This is a genomic window from Brevibacillus sp. TJ4 (assembly GCF_044627595.2).
GTDB lineage: Bacteria > Bacillota > Bacilli > Brevibacillales > Brevibacillaceae > Brevibacillus.
In genome coordinates this window covers 2,165,083-2,191,186 of the sequence record NZ_CP185865.1, presented here as the reverse complement: position 1 = coordinate 2,191,186, position 26,104 = coordinate 2,165,083, and the positions used below count along the sequence as shown (strand labels likewise).

The 26,104-nt window shown below is 52.7% G+C and carries 30 protein-coding genes; 26 read left to right on the top strand and 4 right to left on the bottom strand.

The features are described 5' to 3' along the window. Nucleotides 1-19 precede the first annotated feature (19 nt). The 8 genes from ACAF76_RS10705 (at nucleotide 20) to ACAF76_RS10670 (ending at nucleotide 4,860) form a co-directional block, all read left to right on the top strand. Complete coding sequence (locus ACAF76_RS10705; protein WP_400163950.1) at nucleotides 20-760, top strand: response regulator; 741 nt, start codon at nucleotides 20-22, stop codon at nucleotides 758-760. Between the two features lie 116 nt (nucleotides 761-876). Next, nucleotides 877-1,746 carry a metal-dependent hydrolase gene (locus tag ACAF76_RS10700; RefSeq protein WP_400163546.1) on the top strand — a complete coding sequence of 290 codons (870 nt, stop codon included), beginning with the start codon at nucleotides 877-879 and terminating at the stop codon, nucleotides 1,744-1,746. 84 nt (nucleotides 1,747-1,830) lie between these two features. Beyond that, complete coding sequence (locus ACAF76_RS10695) at nucleotides 1,831-2,373, top strand: GNAT family N-acetyltransferase (RefSeq protein WP_400163545.1); 543 nt, start codon at nucleotides 1,831-1,833, stop codon at nucleotides 2,371-2,373. Nucleotides 2,374-2,545: 172 nt separating this feature from the next. Beyond that, nucleotides 2,546-2,791: a spore gernimation protein GerQ gene (locus ACAF76_RS10690; protein WP_400163544.1), complete on the top strand. Its 246-nt coding sequence runs from the start codon at nucleotides 2,546-2,548 to the stop codon at nucleotides 2,789-2,791. Between the two features lie 13 nt (nucleotides 2,792-2,804). Next, complete coding sequence (locus tag ACAF76_RS10685; RefSeq protein WP_400163543.1) at nucleotides 2,805-3,173, top strand: spore coat protein; 369 nt, start codon at nucleotides 2,805-2,807, stop codon at nucleotides 3,171-3,173. A gap of 17 nt (nucleotides 3,174-3,190) precedes the next feature. Continuing rightward, nucleotides 3,191-4,327 carry a zinc-dependent alcohol dehydrogenase gene (locus ACAF76_RS10680; protein ID WP_400163542.1) on the top strand — a complete coding sequence of 379 codons (1,137 nt, stop codon included), beginning with the start codon at nucleotides 3,191-3,193 and terminating at the stop codon, nucleotides 4,325-4,327. 30 nt (nucleotides 4,328-4,357) lie between these two features. Further along, the gene (locus tag ACAF76_RS10675) at nucleotides 4,358-4,570 is read left to right on the top strand and encodes a hypothetical protein (protein WP_400163541.1); all 213 of its coding nucleotides are present in this window, start codon (nucleotides 4,358-4,360) and stop codon (nucleotides 4,568-4,570) included. Continuing rightward, nucleotides 4,567-4,860 carry a spore coat protein gene (locus ACAF76_RS10670; protein WP_400163540.1) on the top strand — a complete coding sequence of 98 codons (294 nt, stop codon included), beginning with the start codon at nucleotides 4,567-4,569 and terminating at the stop codon, nucleotides 4,858-4,860. Before ACAF76_RS10675 ends, ACAF76_RS10670 begins: the two co-directional genes overlap by 4 nt. A gap of 137 nt (nucleotides 4,861-4,997) precedes the next feature. On the opposite strand, the gene ACAF76_RS10665 is transcribed toward ACAF76_RS10670, so the two are convergent. Continuing rightward, a complete protein-coding gene (locus tag ACAF76_RS10665; RefSeq protein ID WP_400163539.1) occupies nucleotides 4,998-6,179 on the bottom strand; it encodes an ROK family protein in 1,182 nt (393 codons plus the stop codon). A 193-nt stretch (nucleotides 6,180-6,372) separates the two neighbouring features. Between ACAF76_RS10665 and xylF the strand changes: the two genes are divergently transcribed. The 7 genes from xylF to xylA all read left to right on the top strand — a co-directional run bounded on the left by xylF (nucleotide 6,373) and on the right by xylA (nucleotide 15,099). Further along, nucleotides 6,373-7,482 (top strand): D-xylose ABC transporter substrate-binding protein, encoded by a 1,110-nt coding sequence (gene xylF, locus ACAF76_RS10660; protein ID WP_400163538.1) that lies wholly within the window; start codon nucleotides 6,373-6,375, stop codon nucleotides 7,480-7,482. A 74-nt stretch (nucleotides 7,483-7,556) separates the two neighbouring features. Further along, complete coding sequence (locus tag ACAF76_RS10655; protein WP_400163537.1) at nucleotides 7,557-9,104, top strand: xylose ABC transporter ATP-binding protein; 1,548 nt, start codon at nucleotides 7,557-7,559, stop codon at nucleotides 9,102-9,104. Next, the gene (locus ACAF76_RS10650) at nucleotides 9,067-10,209 is read left to right on the top strand and encodes a sugar ABC transporter permease (protein ID WP_400163536.1); all 1,143 of its coding nucleotides are present in this window, start codon (nucleotides 9,067-9,069) and stop codon (nucleotides 10,207-10,209) included. The genes ACAF76_RS10655 and ACAF76_RS10650 overlap by 38 nt, the downstream gene beginning before the upstream one ends. Before the next feature lie 39 nt (nucleotides 10,210-10,248). Beyond that, nucleotides 10,249-11,238, top strand: coding sequence for a Gfo/Idh/MocA family protein (locus tag ACAF76_RS10645; protein WP_400163535.1), 990 nt, complete (start codon nucleotides 10,249-10,251; stop codon nucleotides 11,236-11,238). Between the two features lie 23 nt (nucleotides 11,239-11,261). Beyond that, nucleotides 11,262-12,806 (top strand): xylulokinase, encoded by a 1,545-nt coding sequence (gene xylB, locus ACAF76_RS10640; protein WP_400163534.1) that lies wholly within the window; start codon nucleotides 11,262-11,264, stop codon nucleotides 12,804-12,806. Further along, on the top strand, nucleotides 12,803-13,912 hold the full coding sequence (locus tag ACAF76_RS10635) for a M24 family metallopeptidase (protein WP_400163533.1): 1,110 nt from the start codon (nucleotides 12,803-12,805) through the stop codon (nucleotides 13,910-13,912). Before xylB ends, ACAF76_RS10635 begins: the two co-directional genes overlap by 4 nt. A gap of 17 nt (nucleotides 13,913-13,929) precedes the next feature. Next, complete coding sequence (xylA, locus tag ACAF76_RS10630) at nucleotides 13,930-15,099, top strand: xylose isomerase (RefSeq protein WP_400163532.1); 1,170 nt, start codon at nucleotides 13,930-13,932, stop codon at nucleotides 15,097-15,099. Nucleotides 15,100-15,158: 59 nt separating this feature from the next. On the opposite strand, the gene ACAF76_RS10625 is transcribed toward xylA, so the two are convergent. Further along, nucleotides 15,159-15,530, bottom strand: a complete 372-nt coding sequence (locus tag ACAF76_RS10625) for a hypothetical protein (protein ID WP_400163531.1) — start codon at nucleotides 15,528-15,530, stop codon at nucleotides 15,159-15,161. Between the two features lie 335 nt (nucleotides 15,531-15,865). Here ACAF76_RS10625 and ACAF76_RS10620 point away from each other — a divergent pair, with 335 nt between their 5' ends. The 9 genes from ACAF76_RS10620 (at nucleotide 15,866) to ACAF76_RS10580 (ending at nucleotide 23,118) form a co-directional block, all read left to right on the top strand. Further along, nucleotides 15,866-15,976, top strand: coding sequence for a YjcZ family sporulation protein (locus tag ACAF76_RS10620; RefSeq protein WP_400163949.1), 111 nt, complete (start codon nucleotides 15,866-15,868; stop codon nucleotides 15,974-15,976). Nucleotides 15,977-16,411: 435 nt separating this feature from the next. Next, nucleotides 16,412-17,401 (top strand): class A beta-lactamase, encoded by a 990-nt coding sequence (bla, locus tag ACAF76_RS10615; RefSeq protein WP_400163948.1) that lies wholly within the window; start codon nucleotides 16,412-16,414, stop codon nucleotides 17,399-17,401. Nucleotides 17,402-17,666: 265 nt separating this feature from the next. After that, nucleotides 17,667-19,433, top strand: a complete 1,767-nt coding sequence (locus ACAF76_RS10610) for a BlaR1 family beta-lactam sensor/signal transducer (protein ID WP_400163530.1) — start codon at nucleotides 17,667-17,669, stop codon at nucleotides 19,431-19,433. Between the two features lie 23 nt (nucleotides 19,434-19,456). Continuing rightward, complete coding sequence (gene blaI, locus ACAF76_RS10605) at nucleotides 19,457-19,906, top strand: penicillinase repressor BlaI (RefSeq protein ID WP_400163529.1); 450 nt, start codon at nucleotides 19,457-19,459, stop codon at nucleotides 19,904-19,906. Between the two features lie 206 nt (nucleotides 19,907-20,112). Further along, a complete protein-coding gene (locus ACAF76_RS10600; RefSeq protein WP_400163947.1) occupies nucleotides 20,113-20,331 on the top strand; it encodes a glycine zipper domain-containing protein in 219 nt (72 codons plus the stop codon). A 214-nt stretch (nucleotides 20,332-20,545) separates the two neighbouring features. Beyond that, entirely contained in the window at nucleotides 20,546-21,085 is a 540-nt protein-coding gene (locus ACAF76_RS10595) for a YdhK family protein (protein ID WP_400163528.1), read from the top strand. Nucleotides 21,086-21,094: 9 nt separating this feature from the next. Then, on the top strand, nucleotides 21,095-21,418 hold the full coding sequence (locus ACAF76_RS10590) for a hypothetical protein (RefSeq protein WP_400163527.1): 324 nt from the start codon (nucleotides 21,095-21,097) through the stop codon (nucleotides 21,416-21,418). Beyond that, on the top strand, nucleotides 21,408-22,268 hold the full coding sequence (locus ACAF76_RS10585) for an EamA family transporter (protein WP_400163526.1): 861 nt from the start codon (nucleotides 21,408-21,410) through the stop codon (nucleotides 22,266-22,268). Before ACAF76_RS10590 ends, ACAF76_RS10585 begins: the two co-directional genes overlap by 11 nt. Before the next feature lie 28 nt (nucleotides 22,269-22,296). Beyond that, a complete protein-coding gene (locus ACAF76_RS10580; RefSeq protein ID WP_400163525.1) occupies nucleotides 22,297-23,118 on the top strand; it encodes a TSUP family transporter in 822 nt (273 codons plus the stop codon). 71 nt (nucleotides 23,119-23,189) lie between these two features. Here the strand turns inward: ACAF76_RS10580 and ACAF76_RS10575 are convergent, their stop codons facing one another. Together ACAF76_RS10575 and ACAF76_RS10570 are read right to left on the bottom strand one after the other, a co-directional pair. Further along, entirely contained in the window at nucleotides 23,190-23,804 is a 615-nt protein-coding gene (locus ACAF76_RS10575) for a DUF2812 domain-containing protein (RefSeq protein ID WP_400163524.1), read from the bottom strand. Further along, on the bottom strand, nucleotides 23,801-24,133 hold the full coding sequence (locus tag ACAF76_RS10570; protein WP_400163523.1) for a PadR family transcriptional regulator: 333 nt from the start codon (nucleotides 24,131-24,133) through the stop codon (nucleotides 23,801-23,803). Before ACAF76_RS10570 ends, ACAF76_RS10575 begins: the two co-directional genes overlap by 4 nt. A gap of 223 nt (nucleotides 24,134-24,356) precedes the next feature. Between ACAF76_RS10570 and ACAF76_RS10565 the strand changes: the two genes are divergently transcribed. Together ACAF76_RS10565 and ACAF76_RS10560 are read left to right on the top strand one after the other, a co-directional pair. Beyond that, nucleotides 24,357-24,755 carry a hypothetical protein gene (locus tag ACAF76_RS10565; RefSeq protein ID WP_400163522.1) on the top strand — a complete coding sequence of 133 codons (399 nt, stop codon included), beginning with the start codon at nucleotides 24,357-24,359 and terminating at the stop codon, nucleotides 24,753-24,755. A 57-nt stretch (nucleotides 24,756-24,812) separates the two neighbouring features. Continuing rightward, the gene (locus tag ACAF76_RS10560) at nucleotides 24,813-26,045 is read left to right on the top strand and encodes an SEC-C domain-containing protein (protein ID WP_421617885.1); all 1,233 of its coding nucleotides are present in this window, start codon (nucleotides 24,813-24,815) and stop codon (nucleotides 26,043-26,045) included. The last annotated feature ends 59 nt before the right edge of the window (nucleotides 26,046-26,104 follow it).

Below are 26,104 nucleotides of genomic sequence, written 5' to 3'. Positions count from 1 at the left end.
GGAACCTCTCTTGAAGCTGATGATTGTTGATGATGAACCGTTGGAACGAGAAGTGTTGGCCTCGATGATCAAGCAATACGATTTTGAACTCAGCCATATCTTCGAAGCGCAAAATGGAGCAGATGCCGTACACCTGGCGACGCAAGAGCAGATCGACGTCGTCATTATGGACATCAAGATGCCGGTGATGGACGGCATTACTGCTGCTGAGATTATCAAAAAAGAAGTGAAGGACTGCCGTGTCCTGTTTCTCACGGCGTACGATGAATTTGATTACGCAATCCGATCGATCAAATTGAAAGCGGATGACTACATCCTAAAACCCGCCCATCCCGATGAGATACGACAGGCGTTGCAACCATTGCTCCCGTCCTCTGCGCGAAAAGAGAACCACTCGCCGCCAGCAAGTCACGAACACCCCGTCGTCACAAAAGTCGTTCGCTACATCGAGCAGCATCTCAACCAAAACCTGACGTTAGACCTGTTGTCCGGATACGTCCACCTGCATCCCCAGTATTTGTGCCGACTGTTCAAGCAAGGAACAGGGTTGACGATTACCCAATACGTGACGAACCTTCGTTTGCAGCGGGCCAAGCATCTGATTGAAAATACGGCATGCTCGATCTCCGAAATCAGTGTTTCCTGCGGTTTTTCTGATGCGAATTATTTTGCAAGGGTTTTCAAAAAGAAAGAAGGCATCACGCCGACCCAGTATCAGCAACGAGTGAAAACGTACAAAAAAAACGGGCAGCTTTGCTAAGCGCATGATGGAATACCCCCTAATCGGTATATTAATTGACAGCCTTGCACGATATAAGGCATTATTTATAACGTCTACCTATTGGCAGCTATGATTAGGGGGGAAGAAAGCGTCGCATGGATACGATCACCCATACTCTATTTGGTCTGACATTGTACGGAGCACTCGACAAACGAAACTTGGATCCATCTCTGAAAAAAAGTCTCTTTGCGGCTTCGCTGATTGGAAGCCAAATTCCCGATATCGACTTCGTCGTCAGTTTTACGGAAATAGGCGATACCATGTACCAAATGTGGCACCGCGGCTTGACGCACTCCGTCTTTCTCGTGCCGGTCTGGTCACTTTTGATCTGGCTGCTGTGCTACCTCGTCTTTAAACGAAAAGACGCCATCATCTATAAGTTAAGTCTTGTAGCCGTGGCGATACATATTGGAAGCGACGGGCTCAACACATGGGGCACCGGCTTGCTGGAGCCGTTCTCACAAGCGCGGTTTACGTATGGAGCGATTCCCATCGTCGACCTTGTCTTTTGGGTTGTGATCCTGTTTGGCTGGCTCGCGCGTTTTGTTATTAAACGATACCCGCCCCACTACATGATGCGCGCAGCCTGGGCGGTGATGGCGCTGCACGTCCTCGTCCAGTCTGCGCAAGTCTATGCGATACACGCGAAGCTGGGTGAGAAGTACGATCAGATAGCGGTTGCAGCCGGCTTTGTCCCGACGCAGTTTCAGGTGTTCGGCAAAACCGAGGGCAGCATCGACATGTTTTCCGTTTCCGGATTTGGTCAGCCGCAATACGTACAGACATTGCCTTCCGCAGATGACGCCGACCTTACGCCTTTGTTCGCACAAAATCCCAAGGCAGAAGTGCTGTACACGTGGTCGCCTTTCGTCGTCGTCGTAAACGACGAACACGTCCTGGGCATTTACGATCCGCGTTTTTACCGCGGCGGCGATCCGATGTTGGCGGAATATATCGAGAAGTAGCAAGGTTTGGATACAGGAGTGGAGCCTATCCGATTCGGAAATGCTAACCCTAGACGTGCACAGTGAAGCGCAAGGGGGAGCAGCATGGAATGGTACGAACGCCTGAATGAGTATTTTCCGGAACACGAGATGAAAGACCCGGATCACTTTCAAGCATTGATTGAGGACAAGGATGTCTACCACAAAGAGGAAACAACTGAGTATTTGCTGCTGTATGCCGAATTTCCCACCTTTCTGTTCATCGATTACTTGCTCATTCACCCGGAGACGAGGGGAAAAGGAATCGGTACGAAGGTGTTGAACAAGCTGAAACAAAAAGGCAAGACGATCTTGCTCGAAGTCGAGCCTGTAGACCGCGAAGATGAGGATACCGTGAAACGGGTTCATTTTTACCGCAAGAACGGATTCAAGAAAGCAGACCGGATTCAATACCGAAGGGAAAATGACGCGGGTCAAGTGTACGAAATGAATGTGTACTACTGGAGCCCTGACGACAATGAGCCGCAACGCGACATTCTGGAAAAAATGGCGAAAGCATGTGCGGAAATCCACAATTTCCGTTCCAGGAGGTATTACGGCAGAGAAGTGGCCAATCCGGATGAAGTGTTGACGTGGAAGCAGCACTAGAGAAGACAGGTCAAAACGAAACTCGACTGATCGACAAAGCACCGTAACCAGGGTGCTTTTTTTGTTGCAGCGGCGCGATAAACAGTTGACTGCTAGCGACAGGCGCTGCATACCTCTACATGCTTAGGAAAAGAATACTACTGTCCAACAACCAGAAGGAGGTGGCGACTGCATGAATAAACTGACGCTGGCTGCACATGAATCCCTGGAAATCCACGAAGCGATCAATTTCAAGACGCTCTGCCTGGCCAAGTCCAAGCTGATGCAAGGCCTCGTATTTGATCAGGAGCTGAAGGCGCTCATGCAAAAGGATGTAGAACAATCAGAACAAGCGCTTGCCGAGCTGCAGGCCGTCTATAAAAAAGCGCCTTTTGAAACGGCTGTTCCGCAGAATCGTCCGACGCCAATCATAAATTGAAGGTGGGGAGCGAATGAATCACGATTATCAAGATCCGATCAATGCGTTGCACATGCCGGAGATGGCGGACATGACCTTCGCCATGGACTTCCTCATGCGGGCCAAGGAAGGCGTCCGCAACACGGCGATCGCCCTGACCGAGACTGTGTCGACGGAGGCGCGAACGGTATTGCGCAAACAGCTCCAGCAAGCAATTGCGCTGCATCAGGAGATTGCCGAGCTGATGATCCGGAAAAAATGGTTCCACCCTTACGAACTCAATGAACAGTATCAATTGGACCAGCTTGCGGCCATGAATACGATCCAGATCGGACATATGAATCTGTTCCCGGGAGATACATCGCGCACAGGCATGTTCGATCGGACGCCAGATGACAAGTAGCAGGGGAGGAACTGTGGATGAAAGCCGTGACGTATCAAGGCGTTAAGAACGTGGTAGTCAAAGAGGTTCCCGATCCCAAAATCGAAAAACCGGACGATATGATTGTCAGGCTGACCAGCACAGCCATTTGCGGTTCGGATTTGCATGTCATTCACGGGATGATTCCCAATTTCCAGGAAGACTACATTATCGGGCATGAACCGATGGGCATCGTGGAGGAAGTCGGACCAGGAGTGACCAAGCTGAAAAAGGGAGATCGCGTCATCATTCCTTTTAATATTGCTTGCGGCGAATGTTATTACTGCAAAAACCACCTGGAGAGCCAATGCGACAATTCAAACGACAATGGAGAGATGGGCGCGTATTTTGGCTATTCAGGCTCTACGGGCGGTTATCCCGGAGGCCAGGCAGAGTATTTGCGCGTGCCATTCGCGAATTTTACCCATTTCAAAATACCGGAAAACAGTGAAGTGGAAGATGAGAAACTCTGCCTGATCGCCGATGTCATGCCGACTGCTTTTTGGAGTGTAGACAAAGCCGGGGTGAAGGAAGGAGATACCGTCATCGTCTTGGGCTGCGGACCGATTGGGCTTGTCGCGCAAAAGTTTTGCTGGCTCAAAGGCGCCAAGCGTGTGATCGCGGTCGACTACGTCGATTACCGCTTGCAGCATGCAAAACGTACGAACAACGTCGAGATCGTGAACTTCGAACAGCATGAAAATGTCGGCAGCTACCTGAAGGAAATGACAAAAGGCGGCGCAGACGTCGTGATCGACGCAGTCGGCATGGACGGCAAAATGACCGATCTGGAGTTTCTCGCGAGCGGTTTAAAGCTGCAAGGAGGGGCACTAAGCGCACTTATCATCGCCTCCCAGGCAGTGCGCAAGGGCGGCACCATCCAGATCACCGGCGTGTACGGCGGGCGCTACAACGGCTTCCCGCTCGGCGACATCATGCAGCGCAACGTCACGATCAGTGCCGGACAAGCCCCGGTCATTCACTACATGCCGCATATGTACGAGCTCGTTGCCAGCGGAAAAGTGGACCCGGGCGACATCATTACGCACGTTCTTCCGCTGAGTGAAGCAAAGCGAGGATATGAGGTATTTGACACGAAGACGGACAATTGCATCAAAGTCGTCTTGAAGCCATGAGGGGAAAAAAGAGAGGGAGGTGGAACGGCAATGGCTTACGGACTGCATGAGGAGCTTGAGGTCCATGAGATCGCTGCTTTCAAAGCGCTATGTCTGACCAAGTCCAAGATGATGCAAAAATTGGTGACCGATGAAGCATTGAGGCAGATTTTGATCGATGATGTCCAAGTATCGACCAGGCAGGTTCAGGAACTGAGTACATTGCTGGCAAACGCAGAATCAAGGGAGGATGCAACGCCATGAATCCAATTCTGCAAACATTGACCGGCATGGGCGGGATGACCGACCAAGTGATCGCGATGGATTTGCTGATTTCAGCCAAAAGCGGCGTGCGCAACTACGCGATGGCGCTGACCGAAGCAGGTACACCAGAAGTAAAGGCGACCCTGGCCAAACAACTGGAAGAAGCGATCGATCTGCATGAAAAAATCAGTATGTACATGATTGAGCGAGGCTGGTATCATCCGTGGAATGTGCATGAGCAGCGGATGCTGGATCAGCAAAACATCCAGACTGCATTAAACTTGCCATAAACAAGCTCATGCGCTTTGGAAAGCGCCAAGGAAAAAGGCGCGGAGTATACAGGAAGGCTATAACGCAATGATGCGAAGATGGTCCAGGTCGCCGGAGAGCCGGCGGCCTGTTCGTGCTGTGTGCTTGCCCCTGTTGCTTACAGGGAGATGCGCGTGTCGGCGAAGAAGTTGTTGATCGAAAATGAGATCGCGCCAAAAACCGCCGAATGGTGATTCAGGCTGGAGAACTGGATGCGAAGCTGCTTGCGATTGTAAGGAAGTGAACGGTTCTCCACTACGCGCTGAATCGGGTTGATCAGCCATTTTTCGGCTGACGTCAGCCTGTTGCCAATGACGATCAGTTCCGGATTGAGAGTGTTGATAATGGTCGTCAGCCCAAGCCCGATATACTCGCCGACCTGATTGAACAAATTGATGACTTCGTGATTGCCTTCGGAAGCCAATGTGACCAGATGGGCGAGGGTGATTTCCGACTCGGATGAAGGCAACGGCAGCGACAGCGCCTTTGCCTGTTCCAGCAACGCGTTTTCCGATGCATACAGTTCCCAGCAACCGCGGTTTCCGCAACGGCACTTTTTGCCGTTTGGCTCGATCGGAATGTGTCCCGTTTCTCCCGCGAAGCCATTCAACCCTCTGTACAGCTCGTTGTTGATAATAATCCCCGTCCCGATCCCGATCCCCAGACTGACGTAGACCGAGTGCGAGATCCCTTTGCCTGCCCCGAAAATCTTTTCGCCCATCGCGCCGGCTTTCGCTTCGTTGTTGATCGTGACCGGCAGTTGGAAATGCCCCTGGATGATGCTCTTCAAGTCGATGTCTTCCCACCCGAGGTTGGGCGCAAACAGGACGTGGCCGTGCTCGTCGACGATTCCCGGGACGGCTACGCCGATCCCGACGATTCCGTATTTGCTTGGCGGAGCCTGGGCAATCAGGGTGTGGATCGTCTGTTTGAGCATGTCGACGATCTGCTCGAACGAGTAATCGCGGATCGTCTCCGTTATTTCCTGCACGACATTGCCCTGCAAGTCGGTAAGGACCGCGAGCAGGTAGTTGACGCCAATATCCACGCCAATCGCATGCCCGGCAGTCGTGTTAAACAAAAGCATGAGCGGTCTGCGTCCGCCCTTTGACTGTCCCAAACCGATCTCATACGCAAACTCTTCCTCAATCAGTTCGTTGACGAGTGATGATACCGTCGCTTTATTCAGCCCGGTTACCTCCGAGATTTGCGCACGGGAAATCGGGCAGTGCCTGATAATTGTTTCCAATACGATTGATTTGTTGATCTTTTTCACAAGATACTGGTCGCCAGTTTGCATGTCCCCACCACTTTGTTTAATCGTTATACTTAATTATACATGATAATTTCCTGAAAATCACGTTTTCATTTGATATAAATGAAATTGAGAAGAGGTTTATTTATTTTCTTTGTTTATCGATTGAACAAAGTAAGTCGAGGTGATATGATAGGAGTACGAATTGTTACAAAATTGAAAAAAGAGGGGTATCGCTATGAAGAAAAGGGTCAGGTTGTTTTCTTCCGCAGTAAGTCTGTTTTTGCTGGCTTTTGCTGTTGCAGGTTGTGGCCAGGATGCACGGCCACAAACTGAAAGCGCTGCCAATTCGCAGGGACAAGGGCAAGGCGAGCAGCAAACAGAGGAGAAAGTCATCAAGATCGGTCTGTCTATTGATGATTTGCGTCTGGAACGATGGCAGCATGACCGGGACATTTTCATCGCCAAGGCGAAGGAGCTGGGAGCGGAGGTCGAGGTCCAGTCAGCAAACGGCGATGACGCTACACAACTGTCGCAGGTCGAAAACATGCTCTCCAACGGTGTCGACGTCATGGTCATTATTCCGCACAACTCCGAAGCGATGGCAGCGGCAGTGGACGCAGCGCAGCGGGAAAACGTACCCGTATTGGCGTATGACCGGCTGATTACCAACTCGGATGTATCCGCTTACGTGACGTTCGACAATGTACGCGTCGGCGAAATGCAGGCAGAGTCCTTGACGAAGCTGGTGCCGACAGGAAACTACTTCCTGCTCGGGGGATCGCCGACAGACAATAACGCGAAGCTGTTCCGTGAAGGGCAAATGAACATCATCCAGCCGCTGGTCGACAAAGGCGACATCAAGATCGTCGGCGACCAGTGGGCCAAAGACTGGCAAGCCGATGCCGCCCTGCAAATTATTGAAAACGCGCTCACGTCGACGCACAACCAGATCGATGCGATCGTCGCCTCCAATGACAATACAGCCGGCGGTGCCATCCAGGCGCTGGCTGCCCAGGGACTGGTAGGCAAGGTGGCAATCTCCGGCCAGGATGCGGACCTCGCCGCTGTCCAGCGGATCGTGGAAGGCAAGCAGTCGATGACTGTCTACAAGCCGATCAAGGAAATTGCCAGCAAATCGGCTGAGGTAGCAGTAAAATTGGCGAAAAACGAACCGATCGATGCGACGACAACGATGAACAACGGAAAAGTGGACGTTCCGACGATTTTGCTCGATCCGATCCAGGTAGACAAGGACAATGTCATGGACACGATCATCAAGGACGGCTTCCACAAGTTTGAAGACGTTTACAAAAACGTACCGGAAGACCAGCGTCCGAAACAGTAGTCCGTGTCGTTGCTGCGGGAGAGAGCAGTGGGTGCTTTCTCCCGTACCCAAACCACTTTCTGGGGTGAAATAGCATGTATGCGCTGGAAATGAACTCGATCACCAAGGAGTTTCCCGGTGTCCGCGCGCTTGACGAGATCACCTTCTCCGTCAAAAAAGGAGAAATTCACGCGCTTTGCGGCGAAAACGGGGCTGGCAAGTCTACCCTGATGAAAGTGCTGAGTGGAGTGTACCCTGACGGCACGTTTACGGGAGACATCATCATCAACGGGGAAAAGAAAGTGTTTAAAAGCATCAAGGATTCGGAGAAGGCAGGCATTTCGATCATTTACCAGGAGCTCGCTCTCGCCAAGGAAATGACCGTCGGCGAGAATATTTTCCTCGGGAACGAACCGAAAACATTCGGTGTGATCGACTGGGACACGCTGTACCTGGAAGCAAAAAAATGGTTGAAATCGGTCGGACTTGAGATCGATCCGGAAACAAAGGTCAAAAATCTCGGGATCGGTCAGCAGCAGCTTGTCGAGATCGTCAAGGCACTGTCCAAAAACAGCGAGATCATCATTCTCGATGAACCGACTGCAGCGCTGACCGAAGCGGAAGTAGCGCTGTTGCTGGAGATTTTGCGCAAATTGCGAAAAGATGGCGTGACCTGCATCTATATCTCGCACAAGCTCAATGAAGTCCTGGCCATCGCTGATTCAGTCACCGTTTTGCGGGATGGCAAGACGATCGCGACGCATCCCATCGAAGAGATGACAGAGGAAAAAATCATCTCGCTGATGGTCGGGCGGACCTTGACCGAGCTGTTCCCATACGAGCCAAAACAGCGGGGAGAGAAAGCGCTGGAAATAAACGACTTTTCCCTGTACCGCCGCCACGACAACAAACCTGTCGTGCAAGAAGTGTCTTTTTCTTTGCACAAAGGCGAAATACTGGGTATCGCAGGTTTGATGGGATCGGGACGAACGGAACTGTTCACCGGCATTTTTGGCACATTCGAAGGAAAGGCCCGTGGCGACATCCGGATCGAAGGCAGCCCGGTTTCTATCCACAGTCCACGCGATGCCATCGAAAGCGGGATTGCATATGTCTCCGAGGATCGCAAAAAGTACGGTCTTGTGCTCGACATGAGCGTTCAGAAAAACACGACGCTGGTGGCATTGTCCAAATTGATGAACAGAGGGGTCATTGACGAGGCTGCCGAGGTGAGTGTGGTCAATCAGTACATCGGCAAGCTGAAAGTAAAAACTTCCGGACCGGAAGCAAAAGTGAACAACTTGAGCGGAGGAAACCAGCAAAAGGTAGTCCTCAGCAAATGGCTGATGAACGATCCGAAGATTTTGATCCTCGACGAGCCGACACGCGGCATCGATGTCGGCGCAAAGTACGAAATTTACAAACTGATCAATGAATTGGTGCAGCAAGGAATGGCTGTAGTAATGATCTCATCTGAACTCCCTGAGGTGCTCGGCATGTCGGATCGGATTCTGGTCATGGCGGAAGGGAGGATCGCCGCTGAATTGACACGTGAGGAAGCAACCCAAGAGAAGATCATGCTGTACGCAACCGGGGGTGGTGCAAGTGGAAAAACAGAAGCAGAAGCTCTCCTTTCGATTTGATGTTCGTGCTTATACGTTGTTGATCGCGCTTATCGTGATCGCTGTTTTGTTCAGCATTTTGACAGACGGAGGATTTCTGACCTCGCGCAACCTGTCCAATCTGTTCCGGCAAATGTCTGTCATCTCCATACTCGCGATTGGCATGACACTGGTTATCGTAGCAGCGCAGATTGATTTGTCGGTCGGCTCGATTGTCGGATTGACCGGAGGAATCGCTGCGATTTTGCAGGTATGGCACGATTGGGGGACGATTCCGGCTGTGCTGGTCGCAATCCTCGCCGGTGCAGTCATCGGACTTTTGCAAGGCTGGCTGGTAGCCTATCGGGCCGTCCCCGCCTTTATCGTCACGTTGGGCGGGATGATGGTCTGGCGCGGCGTGCTGCTCGGCGTCAGCAACGGGGAGACGATCGCGCCGTTGCAGGAGGATTTCGTGCAGATTGGCCAGAGTTATTTGCCCTATGTTTGGGGATACGTGCTGGCTGCCGTCATGTGTATCGGCATTTTCGTCGCGACATTTCGCAGACGCCAAAAACGCGCCAAACTGCAGCTTCCCTTGAACAGTTCGTTGATCGACTACGGCAAGGCGCTTGCCTACTCGATCGTGTTTATGGGAATCGCCTATATGATGAACCGCTACTACGGAATCCCGATTCCCGTACTGATCGTCCTGCTGCTCGGTCTGATCTTTTTATTCATTTCGACGAAAACGGGTTTTGGCCGGTACATCTACGCCATCGGCGGAAATCCGGAGGCGGCCAAATACTCGGGGATCAACATCAAAGCCCACACACTTTCCGTTTTTGTGATGATGGGGGCACTCGCTGGCGTAGCCGGTGTCGTGTTGACGTCGCGCCTGAATGCAGCGACAGTGGGTGCGGGTCAAAGTTTTGAGCTGGATGCAATCGCCGCTGTCGTAATCGGTGGAACGAGCCTCGCCGGTGGAACCGGAAGCATTGTCGGCTCGATTATCGGCGCCCTCGTCATGGTCAGCCTCGACAACGGCATGAGCATGATGAACGTGCAACCATTCTGGCAGTATATCGTCAAAGGTTCCATTCTCGTCTTCGCCGTCTGGCTGGACATTGCGACCAAAAACAAGTCCTGAGCGAATCGGGCTTAATACCATGGGAGGAGTGAAAAAACCATGCGGACCGTGAAATGGGGGATTATGAGTGCAGCGAGAATTGCTCAGGAGCAGCTGATGCCCGCGATGCTCCGGGAAGGCAACAGCGAGATTGTGGCGATTGCGAGCAACAGTGGAAGGGCGCGGGAAGTAGCTGCGCGCTTTGGTATTGCCAACGTATACAAAGACTATGAAGCGCTGCTCGCCGATCCCCAGGTCGAGGCTGTCTACATCCCGCTGCCCAACAGCCTTCACAAGGAATGGGCGATCAAGGCGGCACAAAACGGCAAACACGTGCTGGTCGAAAAGCCGTCGTCGCTGACCAGTGAGCAAACGCGTGACATTCTCGAAGTGTGCCGCGAACACGATGTGGTGTTCATGGAAGGCTTTATGTACCGCCACCACCCCCAGCATCAGCGGGTTCAAGAGATCATCCGCTCTGGCGAGATCGGCAAGGTCGTGTTGTTTCGTGCCGGCCTCCACTTTTTGCTCGAAGATGAAGGAGATATTCGCATGGATCGGGAGTTGGGGGGCGGCAGCCTGTACGACGTAGGTTGCTACTGCATCCACTCCGCCCGCCATATTTTGCAGGAAGAGCCGGTAGCGGTCTTTGCCAGCGGTCGCATTGACGATGCGCGGCAGGTAGACACGCTGGTTGCAGCCCAGCTCGAGATGAACAGCGGCATCCGTGTCGTTTTTGATTGCAGTTTTGCGAGTGTGTTCCAGCATTTCTACGAGGTGGTTGGAACAAAAGGGACGATTCGCGTGCCGCGAGCATATCGGCCTGACCTGCACGACGGCGAAGGTCTTGTCATCGTGACCGGATCAGACGGCAGCGAACGCGAAGAGAAAATCGTCGCCGACCAGTATGCGCTGGAAGTAGCGGAAATGAACGCGATGATTGCAAACGGCATCTCCGCGGCGTATTCGCACGAACAAATCGTATGCAATATGCAGGTAATCGACGCTTGCTATGAATCGCTGCGGACAGGCAAAGTAGTCAGAATGTGACAGACGGAAAGGAGACGAGCAAAATGGGGTATTTACTGGGAATTGACGTAGGAACGTCTGGCGTAAAAACGTGCCTGTTTCGAGCAGATGGATCACTGGTAGCAGCCTCCAGTTCCGACTATCCGCTTCTCCAGCCAAAGCCGGGCTGGGCAGAACAGCATCCGGAACAGTGGTGGGAGGCAGTCATACGGACGATTGCGGAGATCATCAGCCAGGCAGCGATTGCTCCGACATCCATTACGGGCATCGGCCTGTCCGGCCAAATGCACGGACTGGTGCTGCTCGACAAAAACGGAAACGTCCTGCGCCCGGCTCTCATCTGGTGCGATCAGCGCACACAAGCAGAAGCAGAGTGGATCGAGGAGAAGATCGGCAGGGACAACGTCATCCACTATACGGCGAACCCGCCACTGCCCAATTTTACAGCGACGAAATTGCTCTGGGTGAAAAAGCATGAACCGCACATTTATGAAAAGATCGCAAAGGTACTGCTGCCCAAAGATTACATTCGTTACAAACTGACTGGCGAATTCGCGACAGAAGTTTCGGATGCTTCCGGTACCCTGTGGCTGGATGTGTCACGCCGGCAATGGTCGCCGGAGATGCTGGGACATTTGGATGTGCAGGCGGAGTGGCTGCCGGATGTATACGAGTCGTACTACGTGTCAGGCTCTGTCTCGGAGCAGGCGGCACAACAGACCGGCTTGGTCCGCGGGACTCCTGTAGCCGGAGGAGGCGGCGATCAGGCGGCAGGCGCTGTCGGCAATGGCATCGTCCGCTCCGGCATCGCTTCCGCCACAATCGGGACATCAGGCGTGGTCTTCGCTTTCACGGATGAGATCGTGATCGATCCAAAGGGGCGTTTGCACAGCTTTTGCCATGCGGTGCCAGGAAAATGGCATCTGATGGGTGTGACCCAGGCTGCCGGAGGATCATTGCAGTGGTTCCGCAATCAATTCGGCGATTTGGAGCGAAGCATGGCCTCCTTTTTGCGCAAAGACGTCTATCAATTGCTGTCGGAAGAAGCTGAGCGGGTGCCTGCCGGAAGCGAGGGGCTGTTGTTTTTGCCCTATCTGATGGGCGAGCGCACTCCCCATCTGGACCCATTTGCAAAAGGAGCCTTTGTCGGGATTACGTCCCGTCACGAAAAAAACCATTTCGTTCGCTCGCTTATGGAGGGCGTGACGTACAGCTTGTTGGACAGCCTCGAACTGATGAAAGAACTGTCTATCGACATCGCGCACGTCCACGCATCAGGTGGCGGGGCGCGCAGCCGCATATGGCGGCAGATGATGGCGGATATTTTCAATTGCGAGATTCGCACAGTTGAAGCAAACGAGGGCCCGGCATTCGGAGCCGCACTGCTAGCCGGTGTTGGAACAGGCGTGTACAACAGTGTCGAGGAAGCATGCGAAGCGACGATCCGCACCGCTGATACGCTTCTGCCTGCTGCCGCCCATGTGCCAGTCTACCAGGCGTACTATTCCGTCTACCGCAAGTTGTATGGCGATCTCAAGGAGAGCGCGCACCAGTTGCACAAGCTGGTGGTCAAAGAGGAACAAGCATGAAGCGACAGGAAGACATCGACGTAAAAGTGCTGCGCGTGCGTCGATTGTTGCAGGAACAGGGCTGGTTTGGCGCTTTTTTTATGACGCGTGCATCGTTTGCCTGGATCACGGGTGGGGGTGACAACCACATTCCGAGCAACTCGGAAATGGGAGAGGCAGGGGTACTCGTCACGCTCACCGACTACATCATCGTCACGAACAACATCGAAGCGCCGCGGCTTCGCGCCGAGGAGTGCGCGGGCATTGAGGCGACATGGCTGGAGTATTCCTGGCACGAGCCGTTGACCGACGTGCTGGCGCGTGTCGGCACGCTGGAGACGATCGCTGCAGACGCACCGGTCGTAGGCTGCCGCTACTTGCCTGACGAACTGAATCCGCTTCGTTTTCCCCTGACGAAGCTGGAAGTGGAGAGAATCAAGGAACTCGGGCAGGCAGCGGCCAGCATCACTGAAGATATATGCTTCGGTTTGAAACCGGGCGTTACCGAATGGGAAGTCGCAGGCCGCCTTCATTCCGCCTTGCTAAAGCGCGGGATTGAGCCAACCGTAACACTGGTCGCACACGATGAGCGGATCGCCCGCTATCGCCATCCGATTCCGACAGAAAAGCCCTTGCAGCGGCACGGCATGATCGTATGCTGCTCGAGAAAATACGGCTTGACCGTAGCGCTGACTCGCGTGGTGCATGTCGGTCCGATTCCCGATTCGCTCCTGGCGTTGCATCAACAGGTGGCACATATAGAGAGTGTGATGATCGATGCCTCCAAGGCCGGCACGCCGTATCAGGACGTGCTGCAAAAAGCGATGGAAGCCTATCGCCAGGCAGGCTATCCGGACGAATGGCAGCTTCATCATCAAGGCGGACCAGTTGGCTACGCCAACCGCGAATTTCTCGTCACGGCGTCTACAGCAGGGACGATTCAGGATTCGCAAGCGCTGGCCTGGAACCCGTCGATCACCGGGAGCAAATCCGAGGATACGATTCTCGTGCAGGGTGCCACAGCGACCCTGCTTACACAAGGAGCCGGTTGGCCGACGATTGCCTGCGAGGTAAATGACCGTATCTACAAGCGACCTGCCATTTTGCAATTATCGTACACGATATGAGAGAAGGAGGAATTACCATGACGAACCATTATCAACCTGCACCTTCCGACCGTTTTACGTTCGGTCTGTGGACCGTCGGCAATCCGGGGCGTGATCCTTTCGGAGAGCCGGTCCGGACGGGCTATTCGCCAGTCGAGGCGGTGAAAATGCTGGCGGAGCTCGGTGCATACGGCGTATGCCTGCATGACAATGACCTGGTGCCGATTGACGCCACATTGCAGCAACGTGACCAGATCGTCAACCGTTTCAAGCAGGCGCTTGCGGAGACGGGCATGAAGGTGCCGATGGCGACGGTAAACCTGTTTACGCATCCCGTATTCAAGGACGGTGCCTTTACCTCCAACGATCCGCGGGTTCGTGCCTACGCGCTGCAAAAAACGACTGCTGCCATCGACCTTGGCGCCGAATTGGGTGCCTCCATTTTCGTCCTCTGGGGTGGACGGGAAGGAACAGAGGTAGATGCCTCCAAGGATGCCGTCGAATCGATGAAGCGATACCGCGAAAGCGTGAACTACTTATGCGAGTACGTCATCGATAGCAAATACGACATCAAGTTCGCCCTGGAAGCGAAGCCAAACGAACCGAGAGGCGATCTCTACGTACCGACGACCGGTGCCATGCTCGGATTGATCCCCACGCTCGATCACCCGGAGATGGTCGGCGTCAATCCGGAGGTAGCGCATGAGCGGATGGCGGGCTTGAATTTTTACCACGCAGTCGCCCAGGCGCTCGAAAGCGGCAAGCTGTTCCATATCGATCTGAACGATCAGAAGCCGGGCCGCTTTGACCAGGACCTGCGCTTCGGTTCAGAAGATGTGAAAAACAACTTCTTCCTCGTCAAACTGCTGGAAGATTACAACTATCAGGGACCGTTGCATTTTGACGCGCACGCCTATCGCACTGAGGACCTGGAAGGAGTGCGTGAATTCGCCAAAGGGTGCATGCGCAGCTACCTGATCCTCAAGGAGAAAGTCAAACGCTTCAACAGCGACCCGGAAATCCAGGAGTTGCTGCAGCAATTGCAACATCTCGACGCCGATCTGCCCGGATTTGACTTCCGCTACTCAGCCGACAAACATCAAGCATTGAAAGCAATCCGGTTTGATCGTGATCAAATCGCGGCAAAAGGACTTGCCTATGAAAAGCTCGATCAGCTTACCATGGAAATCATTCTCGGGGTTCGCTGACAAAACTTGCACAGACACGAAAACCGCCAGACTGCTAGCTGGCGGTTTTTGCTGTCATCCTATTCGCTGCGTTTGGCTTCTTCCTTGAGCTTTTCTTCCCGAAAGGCTTGCCGCGCTTCCCTCACCAGCGCAACGAGCATGATCAAGACGACGATGTAAACAATATCGAGAAACCACACCATTGTCATCGGACTGCTGAGCATCGCCGCCAGCATCGGAGACATCATTCCACCCATGACTCCTGCCAGTGCCCCGTCGATCGAAGCCATCAGAGAGACCGCTATGCCGGTAAAAAAACCTGCTACCATGCCGATCACGACCGCGACGATTGTGGAAAGCGTCAGATTGCCGGCCCAGTACACTTCCAGATTCAATCCGAGGGTAAGGCTCGACATCGCGCCGATTGCCATGGCCATTATCATCCCATCCATACAGGACAACTCCGACCGATTTTTGTACACATAGAGCATGCTGCCAATTGTGACCAGATAGAGAAAGAGTATGTTATAGAAAAGCATAGATCCCTCCTGGCCCCTGGCATTTTCTATGTTTCACTAGCATTTCGATCGTTTTCGCCGCATACATCCACATGCACAATCGGCTGTGCACCGACCTTTGCACAGGCATCTTCGTGCCAAGCTGACCACCTCCTACCTTAGCGTATGAGGTCGGTTGGAAAAGTTGTGGGGAGTAAGGCTGGGGAAGTGACCATTTTGCGAGGAGCAGTAAGCATTTGTCCAATCCAACCGGATGCCCGGTTCATACCATGCAGTATTCCGGAGAAGGAGTGAGGATAATGGGATTTTTTGACGACAATTTTGCATTGATTTTGGTGCTGTTTGTCTTGTTGGCCATCGTTGCGTGTACAGTAGACTGATGACCGTGTCTGGGAAAGCGCTCTCGCATGCTGTGCGTAGGAGTCAAGGGCAGTACACATCACCCGGTGTACGGGAGCGAGTTTTTCTGTGAACGAGATTTTTTCACAGTACGCGACAGGATGAGCTGGCAACGCATCAGGGCTGCGTCGAGAACCAAAAAGATGGCTTCTGACTTGATTCAGAAGCTATCTTTTTTTGTTGTACGGAGGTTGACATTTTTAGATTACGAATGTAGTATATGACTACAGTTGTAGTCAACAGACTGTAGAAAGGGGGCGAGAATACGACATCCCTGCAATCAAAGGCGTTTCAGGCAGATTGTTTGTCAAACGCCGTATCGCGATTTCAGCCAAACACAAATCGTGGCAAAGAAGACATATATTCAAGAAAGAAAAGAGGGCACACACATGAACTTGCATCGTAATGTTCTCAAAATGACAGCTACCGTACCCGCGATGGTACTCGCATTGCTCCCCCTTGCCGGCTGCGCCACAGGTGAGGTTTCTGCCGTTCCTGCTGCAAATCCAGCGATACCGGTCACTTCCGCCACTCCTCCCGCAAATCCAGCGGCACCGGTCACTTCTGCCTCTCCATCCGAACAGGCAGCCCACTCGGAGCAAACCAGCCAGGTCAAACAGGCGTTTGGCGATTTGGAAAAACAGTACGACGCTCGCCTCGGCGTATATGCGATCGATACCGGCACCGGTCGTACCGTCGCCTACCGAGCGGAAGAGCGCTTCGCCTACGCCTCTACGTTCAAGGCATTGGCCGCAGGCGCGATCCTGATGCAAAACACGATTGAACAGCTCGACGACGTGATTACGTACAGCAAGGAAGACCTGGTCACCTATTCTCCGATTACGGAAAAGCACGTGGAGACCGGGATGACGCTATGGGAGATTTGCCAGGCTGCCGTTCAGTACAGCGATAATACGGCAGGCAATCTCATGTTCCAGAGACTGGGCGGCCCAGAAGAATTCCAAAACGTGTTGCGCCAGCTCGGCGATACTACTACGATTGCAGCGCGCTACGAGACAGAACTCAACGAAGCGACACCGGGAGACACCCGCGACACGAGTTCGCCGCGAGCACTTGCCACCACACTTCAGGCGTTGACCGTGGATGATGCCCTTTCCGAAGACAAACGGGCGATCCTGATTGAATGGCTCAAGGGCAATAAGACAGGAGACGAGCTCATCCGCGCGGGAGTGCCAGCAGGTTGGGAGGTGGGAGACAAAACCGGGTCGGCGGGCTTTGGAACACGCAATGACATCGGGGTCATTTGGCCACCGGATGCAGACCCGATCGTGATCGCTGTGCTCTCCAGCCGCGACACCGCGGATGCCCCCTACGACAATGCATTGATCGCACAAGCCACCAAGGTCGCGATCGAAGCGATAACATCTGCAGAGGACCCCTCGTGATTGGGTAAGGCAGATTGTCTGCCAGTCTACATACCCCGATGCGATAGATGAGGCAGACTGAAAATGAAAATACCAGGGAATTTTTCGACTGCTTTTGCCCGTGGCATAGAACCGCGGTAACGAAAGCAGGGGGAGGATTCCCTTTCTTCGATATGGTCAAAAGTACCCCAAGCAAAAATCAGTGTTCTTGCTCATCAGGCAGAAAGCGACTATAATCAGGTATTACAAATGTAATTTCAAAAGGTAAGGGAAGGGAGCGAGTGAGTTGTTGACGCTTTTTCTGGTAAGCAGTATCATGTCTTCTCTTACCGTAGCAGGCATATGGCTGATCAAGAAACTATTTCGCAAGCAACTGTCCGTAAAAACGCAGTACCATCTCTGGTTTTTACTGTTTCTTGCGTTGGCTTTGCCATTTTTGCCGACTGATCTGATCGTTGCTCCCGGTTTTTTTGTTCTCGATCGGACGGTTATCCATGAAATCGAAGCGACCCCAGCACGCACCAATCATCCCGTGCAGGAATCCGCGGACTGGCTGCAGGATTTTACTATCTCCATCCAGGATTCCACGCCAGCGTATCTGGATACTGTTGTAGCTGGTGTATGGATCGCCGGGATGTGTCTGTTTTCCCTGCTGATGGTACGAGCCTGGCTGCAGCTTGTGTCCATGAAAAAGACGATAACGCCACTGCACAATAAAGAAATTCTCGCTTTATTCGAACAGTGCAAGCAGGAATTGCGCATCTCCAAAGCGTTGATCCTCGGACAGTCCCCGCTCGTCCGATCGCCGATGATGTTTGGAATGGGCAAGACCTATGTGGTCCTTCCCGCACATGTCGACGAGTGGTTGTCGATGGAAGAAATCCGGCATATTTTTTTGCATGAGCTGGTCCACTACAAGCACAAAGACCTCGTCACGAATTACGGGATCGCGCTGTTTCAAATTGTGTATTGGTTCAACCCGCTCGTCTGGCTTGCCTTTCGGGAAATGCGCGTGGACCGGGAAATCGCGTGTGATCACGCCGTCCTCGAACGCCTCGGCCAAGGCAGTTATGCTGAGTACGGCAACACCATCCTGCATTTTGTGGACAGAGGCGTTCAGGCGAGAAGTCTTGTTTTCTCCAGCCAATTGAACGGTCCCAAAGTCCACATAAAAAAACGTATCGAGAAGATTGCAGCTTTTACGACAGAATCGAAGCTGTTGAAGCTAAAGAGCGTGGCGATTTTTGCTCTGGCAGGGGCAATGGTCGCCAGCCAGATTCCGCTTGTTTCGGTGATGGCAGAAGAAAATCATCGCTATGCGTTTCGCCATGAGCGAGTCGTCTACGAAGATCTGGCTTCCTACTTCGCAGGTTTTGAAGGCAGCTTTGTCTTGTATGACAGTCGAGCGGATTCCTATCGCATCTTCAATGAACCGAAAAGTGTCACGCGCGTTTCCCCGGATTCGACGTACAAGATTTTTCTTGCGCTGTTCGGGCTCGAATCCGACTCGATCACGAGCGAACAGTCGCTGATCACCTGGAATGGCGTGCAGTATCCGTACGAAGCCTGGAATCAGGATCAGACAGTGTATACAGCTCTGGAAAATTCAACCAATTGGTACTTCGATGAGGTAGATCGGCGAATCGGACTCGACCGCGTACGCGATTATGTGAAGCGTACCGGTTACGGGAACGGCAAAGTCTCAGGTGGAACGTCACCGTATTACCTCGAATCCTCGCTTACGATCTCACCGGTGGAGCAGGTGCAGCTTCTGCATGCGTTCTATACGAATCAATGGGGATTTGCCGAGCAAAATGTCCAGACAGTCAAAGAAGCGATCCGGCTCGAAGAAAAGGACGGGAAGGTACTCTCCGGCAAAACGGGTACGGGTACGGTAAACAACAAAAATCAAAACGGGTGGTTCGTCGGATACGTCGAGACAGAAGGAAACACTTATTTCTTTGCCACCAATATCCAACGCGAGGACGGCAGTGACGGCAGGAAAGCGGCGGAAATTACGCTATCCATATTGCAGAAGAAAGGGATTTACTAACATCAAAAAAAGGGGGTGAATCGATGGCAAAATCAATACCCAACATCTCGGAGGCAGAATGGGAAGTGATGAACGTCCTTTGGGAAAGTGCCCCGCAAACTGCGAACGACGTCATCTCCGCCTTGCAGGAGCGAACGGACTGGAAGCCAAAAACAATCCGCACACTGCTGGATCGTCTCGTGCAAAAAAAGGCAGTGGGGGTCAATCAAGATCGACGGGTGTACACGTTTTTCCCGTTGTATTCGCGGGAGGAATGTCGCCGTGCTGAGGCGCAATCCTTTCTGTCGCGCATTTACGGCGGCGCGCTGAAAACGATGCTGGTGCAATTCATCCAGGATCAGCCCTTGTCAGAGGAGGACATCAAAGAATTGCGCTCCATCTTGGATCGCAAGCCAAACAGAGCGCAGCAAGATGCGGGAAAAAGCGCGGAGAGTGAAAACAGCAAAGAGCGCAATCCACATTCCGGGACATGACCCGCTTCTTTGGCTTAAACATTCACTTTCCTATGCTGCCCATTTTTCTGTACAGAACAATTCCCTTTTTGGGTGCGTAAACTGGTGCACTTTCGGACAAAATAGAAACCGGGACTGCGCTAGCGATGCAGCGGCGCTTCCACTCAACAGAGGGAGTGAGATGGATGGCTGAAAACAAAAACCGCAATCAGAACAATGCTGATGGCATGAACGCCACCAACAACACGACAGGCGTCGATGCTAGCGAAGCTGTAGGAACCGTGGGAGGTGCCGGTGTAGGTGCTGCCGTCGGTTCGCTGTTTGGACCGCTTGGCACTGTTGCCGGTGCTGTCGTCGGCGGAGCGTTGGGCAACCAAGCTGGCGACGCAGCTGACGAAGCCCTGGATGCCAACCTGTCCGAAGACAAGAACAAAAGCGGACGCTGACACGTTCGCGTAAAGTGCCTCTCAGAGCAGAAAGCAAGAAAAAATCCGGTTCTTCGTAGTAGAAGGGCCGGATTTTTTTGTTTATCGAAAGCAGCATAAAGTCGTCTACAATATAGGGTACTGGGGTATAGTAAAAAAGTGATTGACACCACATACCAGGTAGGGGTATATATGGAGTATGAGAAACAAAAAACGATACGAGGTGCGTCATCGCATGAACAAACATTTGCTTGTCATTGGTGCGGTTTCCATCATGGTGTTATCTGCTTGTGGAAACAATGCAGTAGAAGAAGCGCCAGTCCATATGGATCACGCTGAGATGGAACACTCCAGCTCAGGTGAACTCCCGCCCGGATTGCAAGTCGCTGCAAATCCGACGTACAAAGTCGGCAGTCACGCGATCATTCAGTCAGACCATATGCCCGGGATGGACGGGGCAACCGCGACGATCGTCGGCGCATTCGATACGGTCGCCTATGCTGTTTCCTATACCCCGACAACTGGAGGACCACGGGTGACGAACCACAAGTGGGTCGTACATGAAGAGTTGGCTGAGTCCGGCACAAATCCGCTTGCGCCCGGTACCGAAGTGACGATCCGTGCCGACCATATGCATGGTATGGATGGTGCTGCAGCAACGATTGATGCTGCTGAACATACGACGGTATACATGATTGATTTCGTGCCTGCTACAGGGGGAGAAGTCGTGCGCAATCACAAGTGGGTCACGGAAAGTGAGCTTTCTCCCAAGTAAGATCAGCCCGTGCTGGCGATTGACAGGGTGCGGTACGTCGGCGACCCTGTCGCAGCGGTCATCGCTGAAAATCCGAAGATTGCCGCAGAGGCACTGAACATGATTGACGTCGAGTACGAGGAGCTGGAGCCGGTCTTCGATGTCGTAAAAGCCGCAGAGCCAGGCGCTCCCGTCATTCACGATGTCATACGCCCGGCAGGCAGCTTCGCCGATTTGAAAAACTTGCTGCCCAAAGAAGGAAGCAACGTCTGTCTGCATTTCAAGCTGCGCCACTGTCAGCGGGTTGGCGTTTGCGTGCAACAACATTTTGATGAAAAAGGGCATGAAGGATGAAGCGAGCGGGGACAACGGCTATTTCATCACGGTTCTCATCAACGTCATCCTGCTCGGCTTGATCTTTCTGTTCGCCTGGATGTTTCGCGGATTTTCGTTTTCATTCAATATGACTGCATTCATTTTCTTCGTCCTCTCCGGCATTGGTACGACTGCACTGGGCAGACTGACGCTGTTTGCCAGCATTCTGCGGATTGGCCCGTCACGCGCGTCCGCGCTCAAAAACGGCGCTCCGATGTTTACTGTGCTTTTTGCACTTTTGTTTTTGGGCGAATTCATTGCCTGGGGACCGGCCATCGGGATCGCCGTGATGCTGGCAGGCATCCTGTTTCAAGGATGTATGCTGTTCCGGCAAAATCACGAGGGAAAAGCCTTGTCCCAAACGGCAGAGGAGAAGGCAAATCTGTACTGGCAAATGTTTGGATACGGTTTTGGCATTTTATCTGCGGTTGCCTTTGGCGTCGGGCAAGGGCTGCGAAAGCAGGGGCTTTTGTTGATGAACGACGCCTTTTTTGGAGCTTTCGTCGGGGCAGTGACATCACTGGTGTTTGTCTGTCTCTATGAAGCAGCGCGTGGACAGTTCCGCACAGTCGTGCGCAAGTCGTTTGGCGAGGTGAACCGGTATTACCTGCTCGCCGGTGTGATGACGACCATGGGACCGCTGTTTTTTTTCCTCGGCAGTTCGTTGACCCAGGTGTCCTACGTCAGTGTGGTCGCTGCGACCGAGCCGTTGTTGACCGTATTGATCAGCAAGTGGATGCTGAAACAGGAAGAACCGCTGCCACCGTCGGTATGGACCACGGTGTCTTTGATCTTTTGCGGTACTGTACTGATGATTACGACATCTTGACCCCAACTATGCGAATGGAGGATCACGCTTGGATATTTCAGCTTTGGAAATCGTCATCGCAGTCGGCGCACTGCTGCTCGCTGGTTTGGCAAAAGGAATCAGCGGGATGGGTGTGCCCGTGATTGCCACCCCGATCCTGGCTGTGCTGTTTGACTTGCAGACCGCGATTGCCGTCACCATCACTGCGACATTGGTCACCGATGCGATCATGCTGGCGCGGCTGCCGAAGAACTGGAGCCTGTTGAAACAAGCAGGGATTCTCATGCTCTTTGGCATTTGCGGTATCATCATCGGCTCCATCGTGCTCGTGCAGGTGAACCAGCTCATCCTTTCGGGGATTCTTGGACTGGTGATTCTCGTCTTCGTGGCAACGTCGGTTTTTTCACTGTTGCCAGCTATTCGGCGGCACGCGCTGCTCGATAGTGTGGTGGGACTTGGCGGTGGTATGCTGCAGGGGGCATCCGGGGCGAGCGGTCCGATCATCAGCATGTATTTTGCAGATGAAACTGGAGCGAACCGAGTTTCTGTTTTTGATCAATTGCTACTTCCTCATCGTCGATATTACCCAATGTGTGAGCATCTATCAGTTGGGACTGTACAAAGGACAGATACCGTTTTACTCGCTGTTGGCACTGATTCCTACAGTAGCGGCGCTGGCAGCGGGGATGATGCTGCAAAAGCGAATATCGGATCGCTTTTTCCGCAACGCAGTGCTGACAGTGATGACCGTGAGAGCGCTGGTGCTGCTGGGAAAAGCAGGTGGATTGCTCTAACGGCGGAAAACGCGAAACGTGGCGAGACGGAATGGTTCCGTCCTTTTTCGTGTCGTCCAAAAAAGCCAGTCGACTGATGAAAAATCGCCGACTGGCTTTGCCCGTTTGGAGTTTTACACATGAGAAACCCTCGTCGGGCCTTCTGTCACTATTGTTTGGAATGTTTGTATTGCAGATTGGCGTGGACGGCGAAGTAGAGGTAGGAGGCCACCGTCAGCGGTAAAATCAGCAAGGGCAGACCGCGGAACAAGGCAAATGGCGTCTCGAACAGGAGAGCCCGCCAGAAAGCCGCTCCATCCAACTCCCAAAGTCCTGGCGTCAAGTACAGCAGCTTCGGATCGCGCAAAACGGCGATGTCGAATGTATCGGTAGCGATGAGAGCGACCACGATCGGCAGGAAAGCAGCCGCGAGCGAAACCCACATCTCAGACAGCCGCTTGTAGCGTCCGGCTTTCGAATCGACGTCGGAAAAAATATCGTCGCTGCCCTGGTCGTTCATTTTCTTGAAGTATTGATAGCCGGAGCTTTTCGTACCGGACAGATGCTCCCAGCCGCTGTCTTCAAACAGAGCACGGTAATCCTCGAAGTCCTCCTGCTTTTTGAATGTGCGGTAATCGATCTTGATCGTCGCATCTTCCGGTTCTGCCGCTTCGAACACATAGCCAAGCATTGTCTTTCTTTGGAAACGATAGCCTTTTCTGGCCATGTCATTGAGCCATTTTTCCTCTTTTTCAAAGTCTGTAAAAAACTTGTATGTTTTCACACGCGATCACCTTCCTTGTCGTTGAGACGTTCTGTCGTGACGCGAATCATATGCTGCATCCGCTCCAGATCAAGGCGCAGTATGTTCAAACCGTCATCTGTAATGGCATAGACTTTGCGGCGGCTGTCTTCACTTGCGACAGGCTGGATAAATTTCAGCTTGACGAGATTCTCGATAGCGCCGTAGAGGGTACCCGCAGCCATCCGAACTTGCCCGCCGCTCAGTTCCTCCACCTTTTGCATGATCCGGTACCCGTGCGCCGGTTCAACCAAGGCCAGCAAAATGTAATATACCGTTTCCGTCAACGGCAAGTGTTTGCTTCGTTCCATGCTTCGCTCCTTTGGTGCGACTTTATATCGCTATACTGTATAGTTTTACTATATACAGTACGACTGAATAATGCAACAAAAACTTTTCCCATGCAGCCGAGCTGGCAGGGGAACGAGCACTGGTCGATCCTTGCAAAACAGGGTACACTCAAGTCAGGAAATGAAATCCAGAGCAGCAACTGTACAAATCTACACAGCTCTCTCAATACTACAGGAGGTTTCCATGATCGACTTGGATGTGACGCTCAGCAAACGGGAGGAAGCCATCGACCGCATCTTGCAATCGTATGATGATCCGACCATCGTAATGGAACACATCTCGAACGCTGTTCCCAGGCGGCATTTTCTGATTGTAAAAGACCGCTACATCTCAGGACATCGCGCTTCGTACTACAACCTGTATGTGAATTTTCACAAAGTTCCTATCGATTTTGAAAACGAAGACCTGGCGATTATCGCCCTCGGACTGGCCTACAACCTGATGCCGCTCAAGCACGATTCCCAACACGTCGTAGACACGCAGCGAATGGAGCAGTGGCTGCCGAAAATCACCGCGTATATCGCATCCTGGATCGATCATCCGGAAGAGGGAAGCAAGCGCCGATCAAGCGGCTATTACTGAGCATGCCCGGGCGAAACCATACCGAATCCACGAGTAGAGAAAGACGGGGTTGTCCATATGATCGCAAAAAATCAGCCATGTCCGTGCGGATCGCAAAAAAAGTATAAAGTATGCTGCATGCCAAAAGCGGAATCGACTTCACCCCAGCCAAGCGGGGCATGGGTGTTGAAGCCTGCAGCATCGCATCTGGAAAGAGCGATTCAGTCGCGGCGAAACACCACCAAAAAAATGTTCAAACAAATCCTCTATGCCAACATCCACGAGGACAATCTCCCGAAGATCCGCGGAACCAAGCCGACTGGTGTCAGGTCGTACACGTTGTTTCGCATGGAGCAGCTTTTGCATGAACTGGGAACCAGCAGAAGAGACGAAATTTTGCTGATGATCTACAGCGATTTGTTTTGGCTGTTCGAAAAGGGACTGCGGCCCGAAAAACTGACGAACATCCATGCAGCCTACAGCGAATTGGCAGAGGTGCAGATGGAGGAGAGGCTGAGCGAGTTCGAGGAGCAGATCGTCATTGACCATGCCGTGTATGCAGGAATCCTCGATTTTGCCCAACTTCCAAAAGGAGCCACCCTGGACTACGGCGCCCTGCAAATCACGGTTTCGTTTGCCTACCGGATGATCAAAGAGAGGATACCGGAGGGGACGTACTTTGATGAAGCGATTCTGTACATCGATACGGGGGATACCTTGACGCACTGGGAGTTGAAGAAGACGGACAAGCGCCCCGAGGACGTGTGGATCGAATTCAAGGGGCAAGATCCTTTGGAGAATCGGTTCTACATCCTCAAAAATGAGTATTACTCCTTTTCCGATGAGTCGCTAAAAGCACTGGCAACGGTGCTGGAAACCGAGCAAAATCTCCCGGTGAAGTCACCCGGGCTGCTTTCCTACCAGTCGCTGGTCATGGGGTATTTTGGCGTGGTCGAACGCGAACTGCGAGCGATCATCCACTCTCGTGAAAACGTGCCTGCAAACAAGCGAATCATGTGGAAAGAGATTGTCGATTACGTGGCGCAGCATGAGTTGCCGATCTTGAAAAAATACGTGCCACAGGCAGCCGAGGCATTGCTTGCCTTGCATGCGATCCGAAACAAGGCAGCGCATGGGGAGTTGGTCAGCAGACAAGAGTACGAACAGGTGCGGGACGTGTTTCTGGAACGAAAGCTGCTGCTGTATCTTGCCTGGGAGAAAGCCGGAGAGGAAGTGCCACTTCCCAAAGGGAGCGTGATTGTTGACTTTGCCGATCGGAACAAGCCGCGCATCTGGCATGCGAATCTGTAAGGCATGTTTCGGCAAAGAATGATGATTGTCGCGACGCGCATCGACAGGTTTTGCCCGGT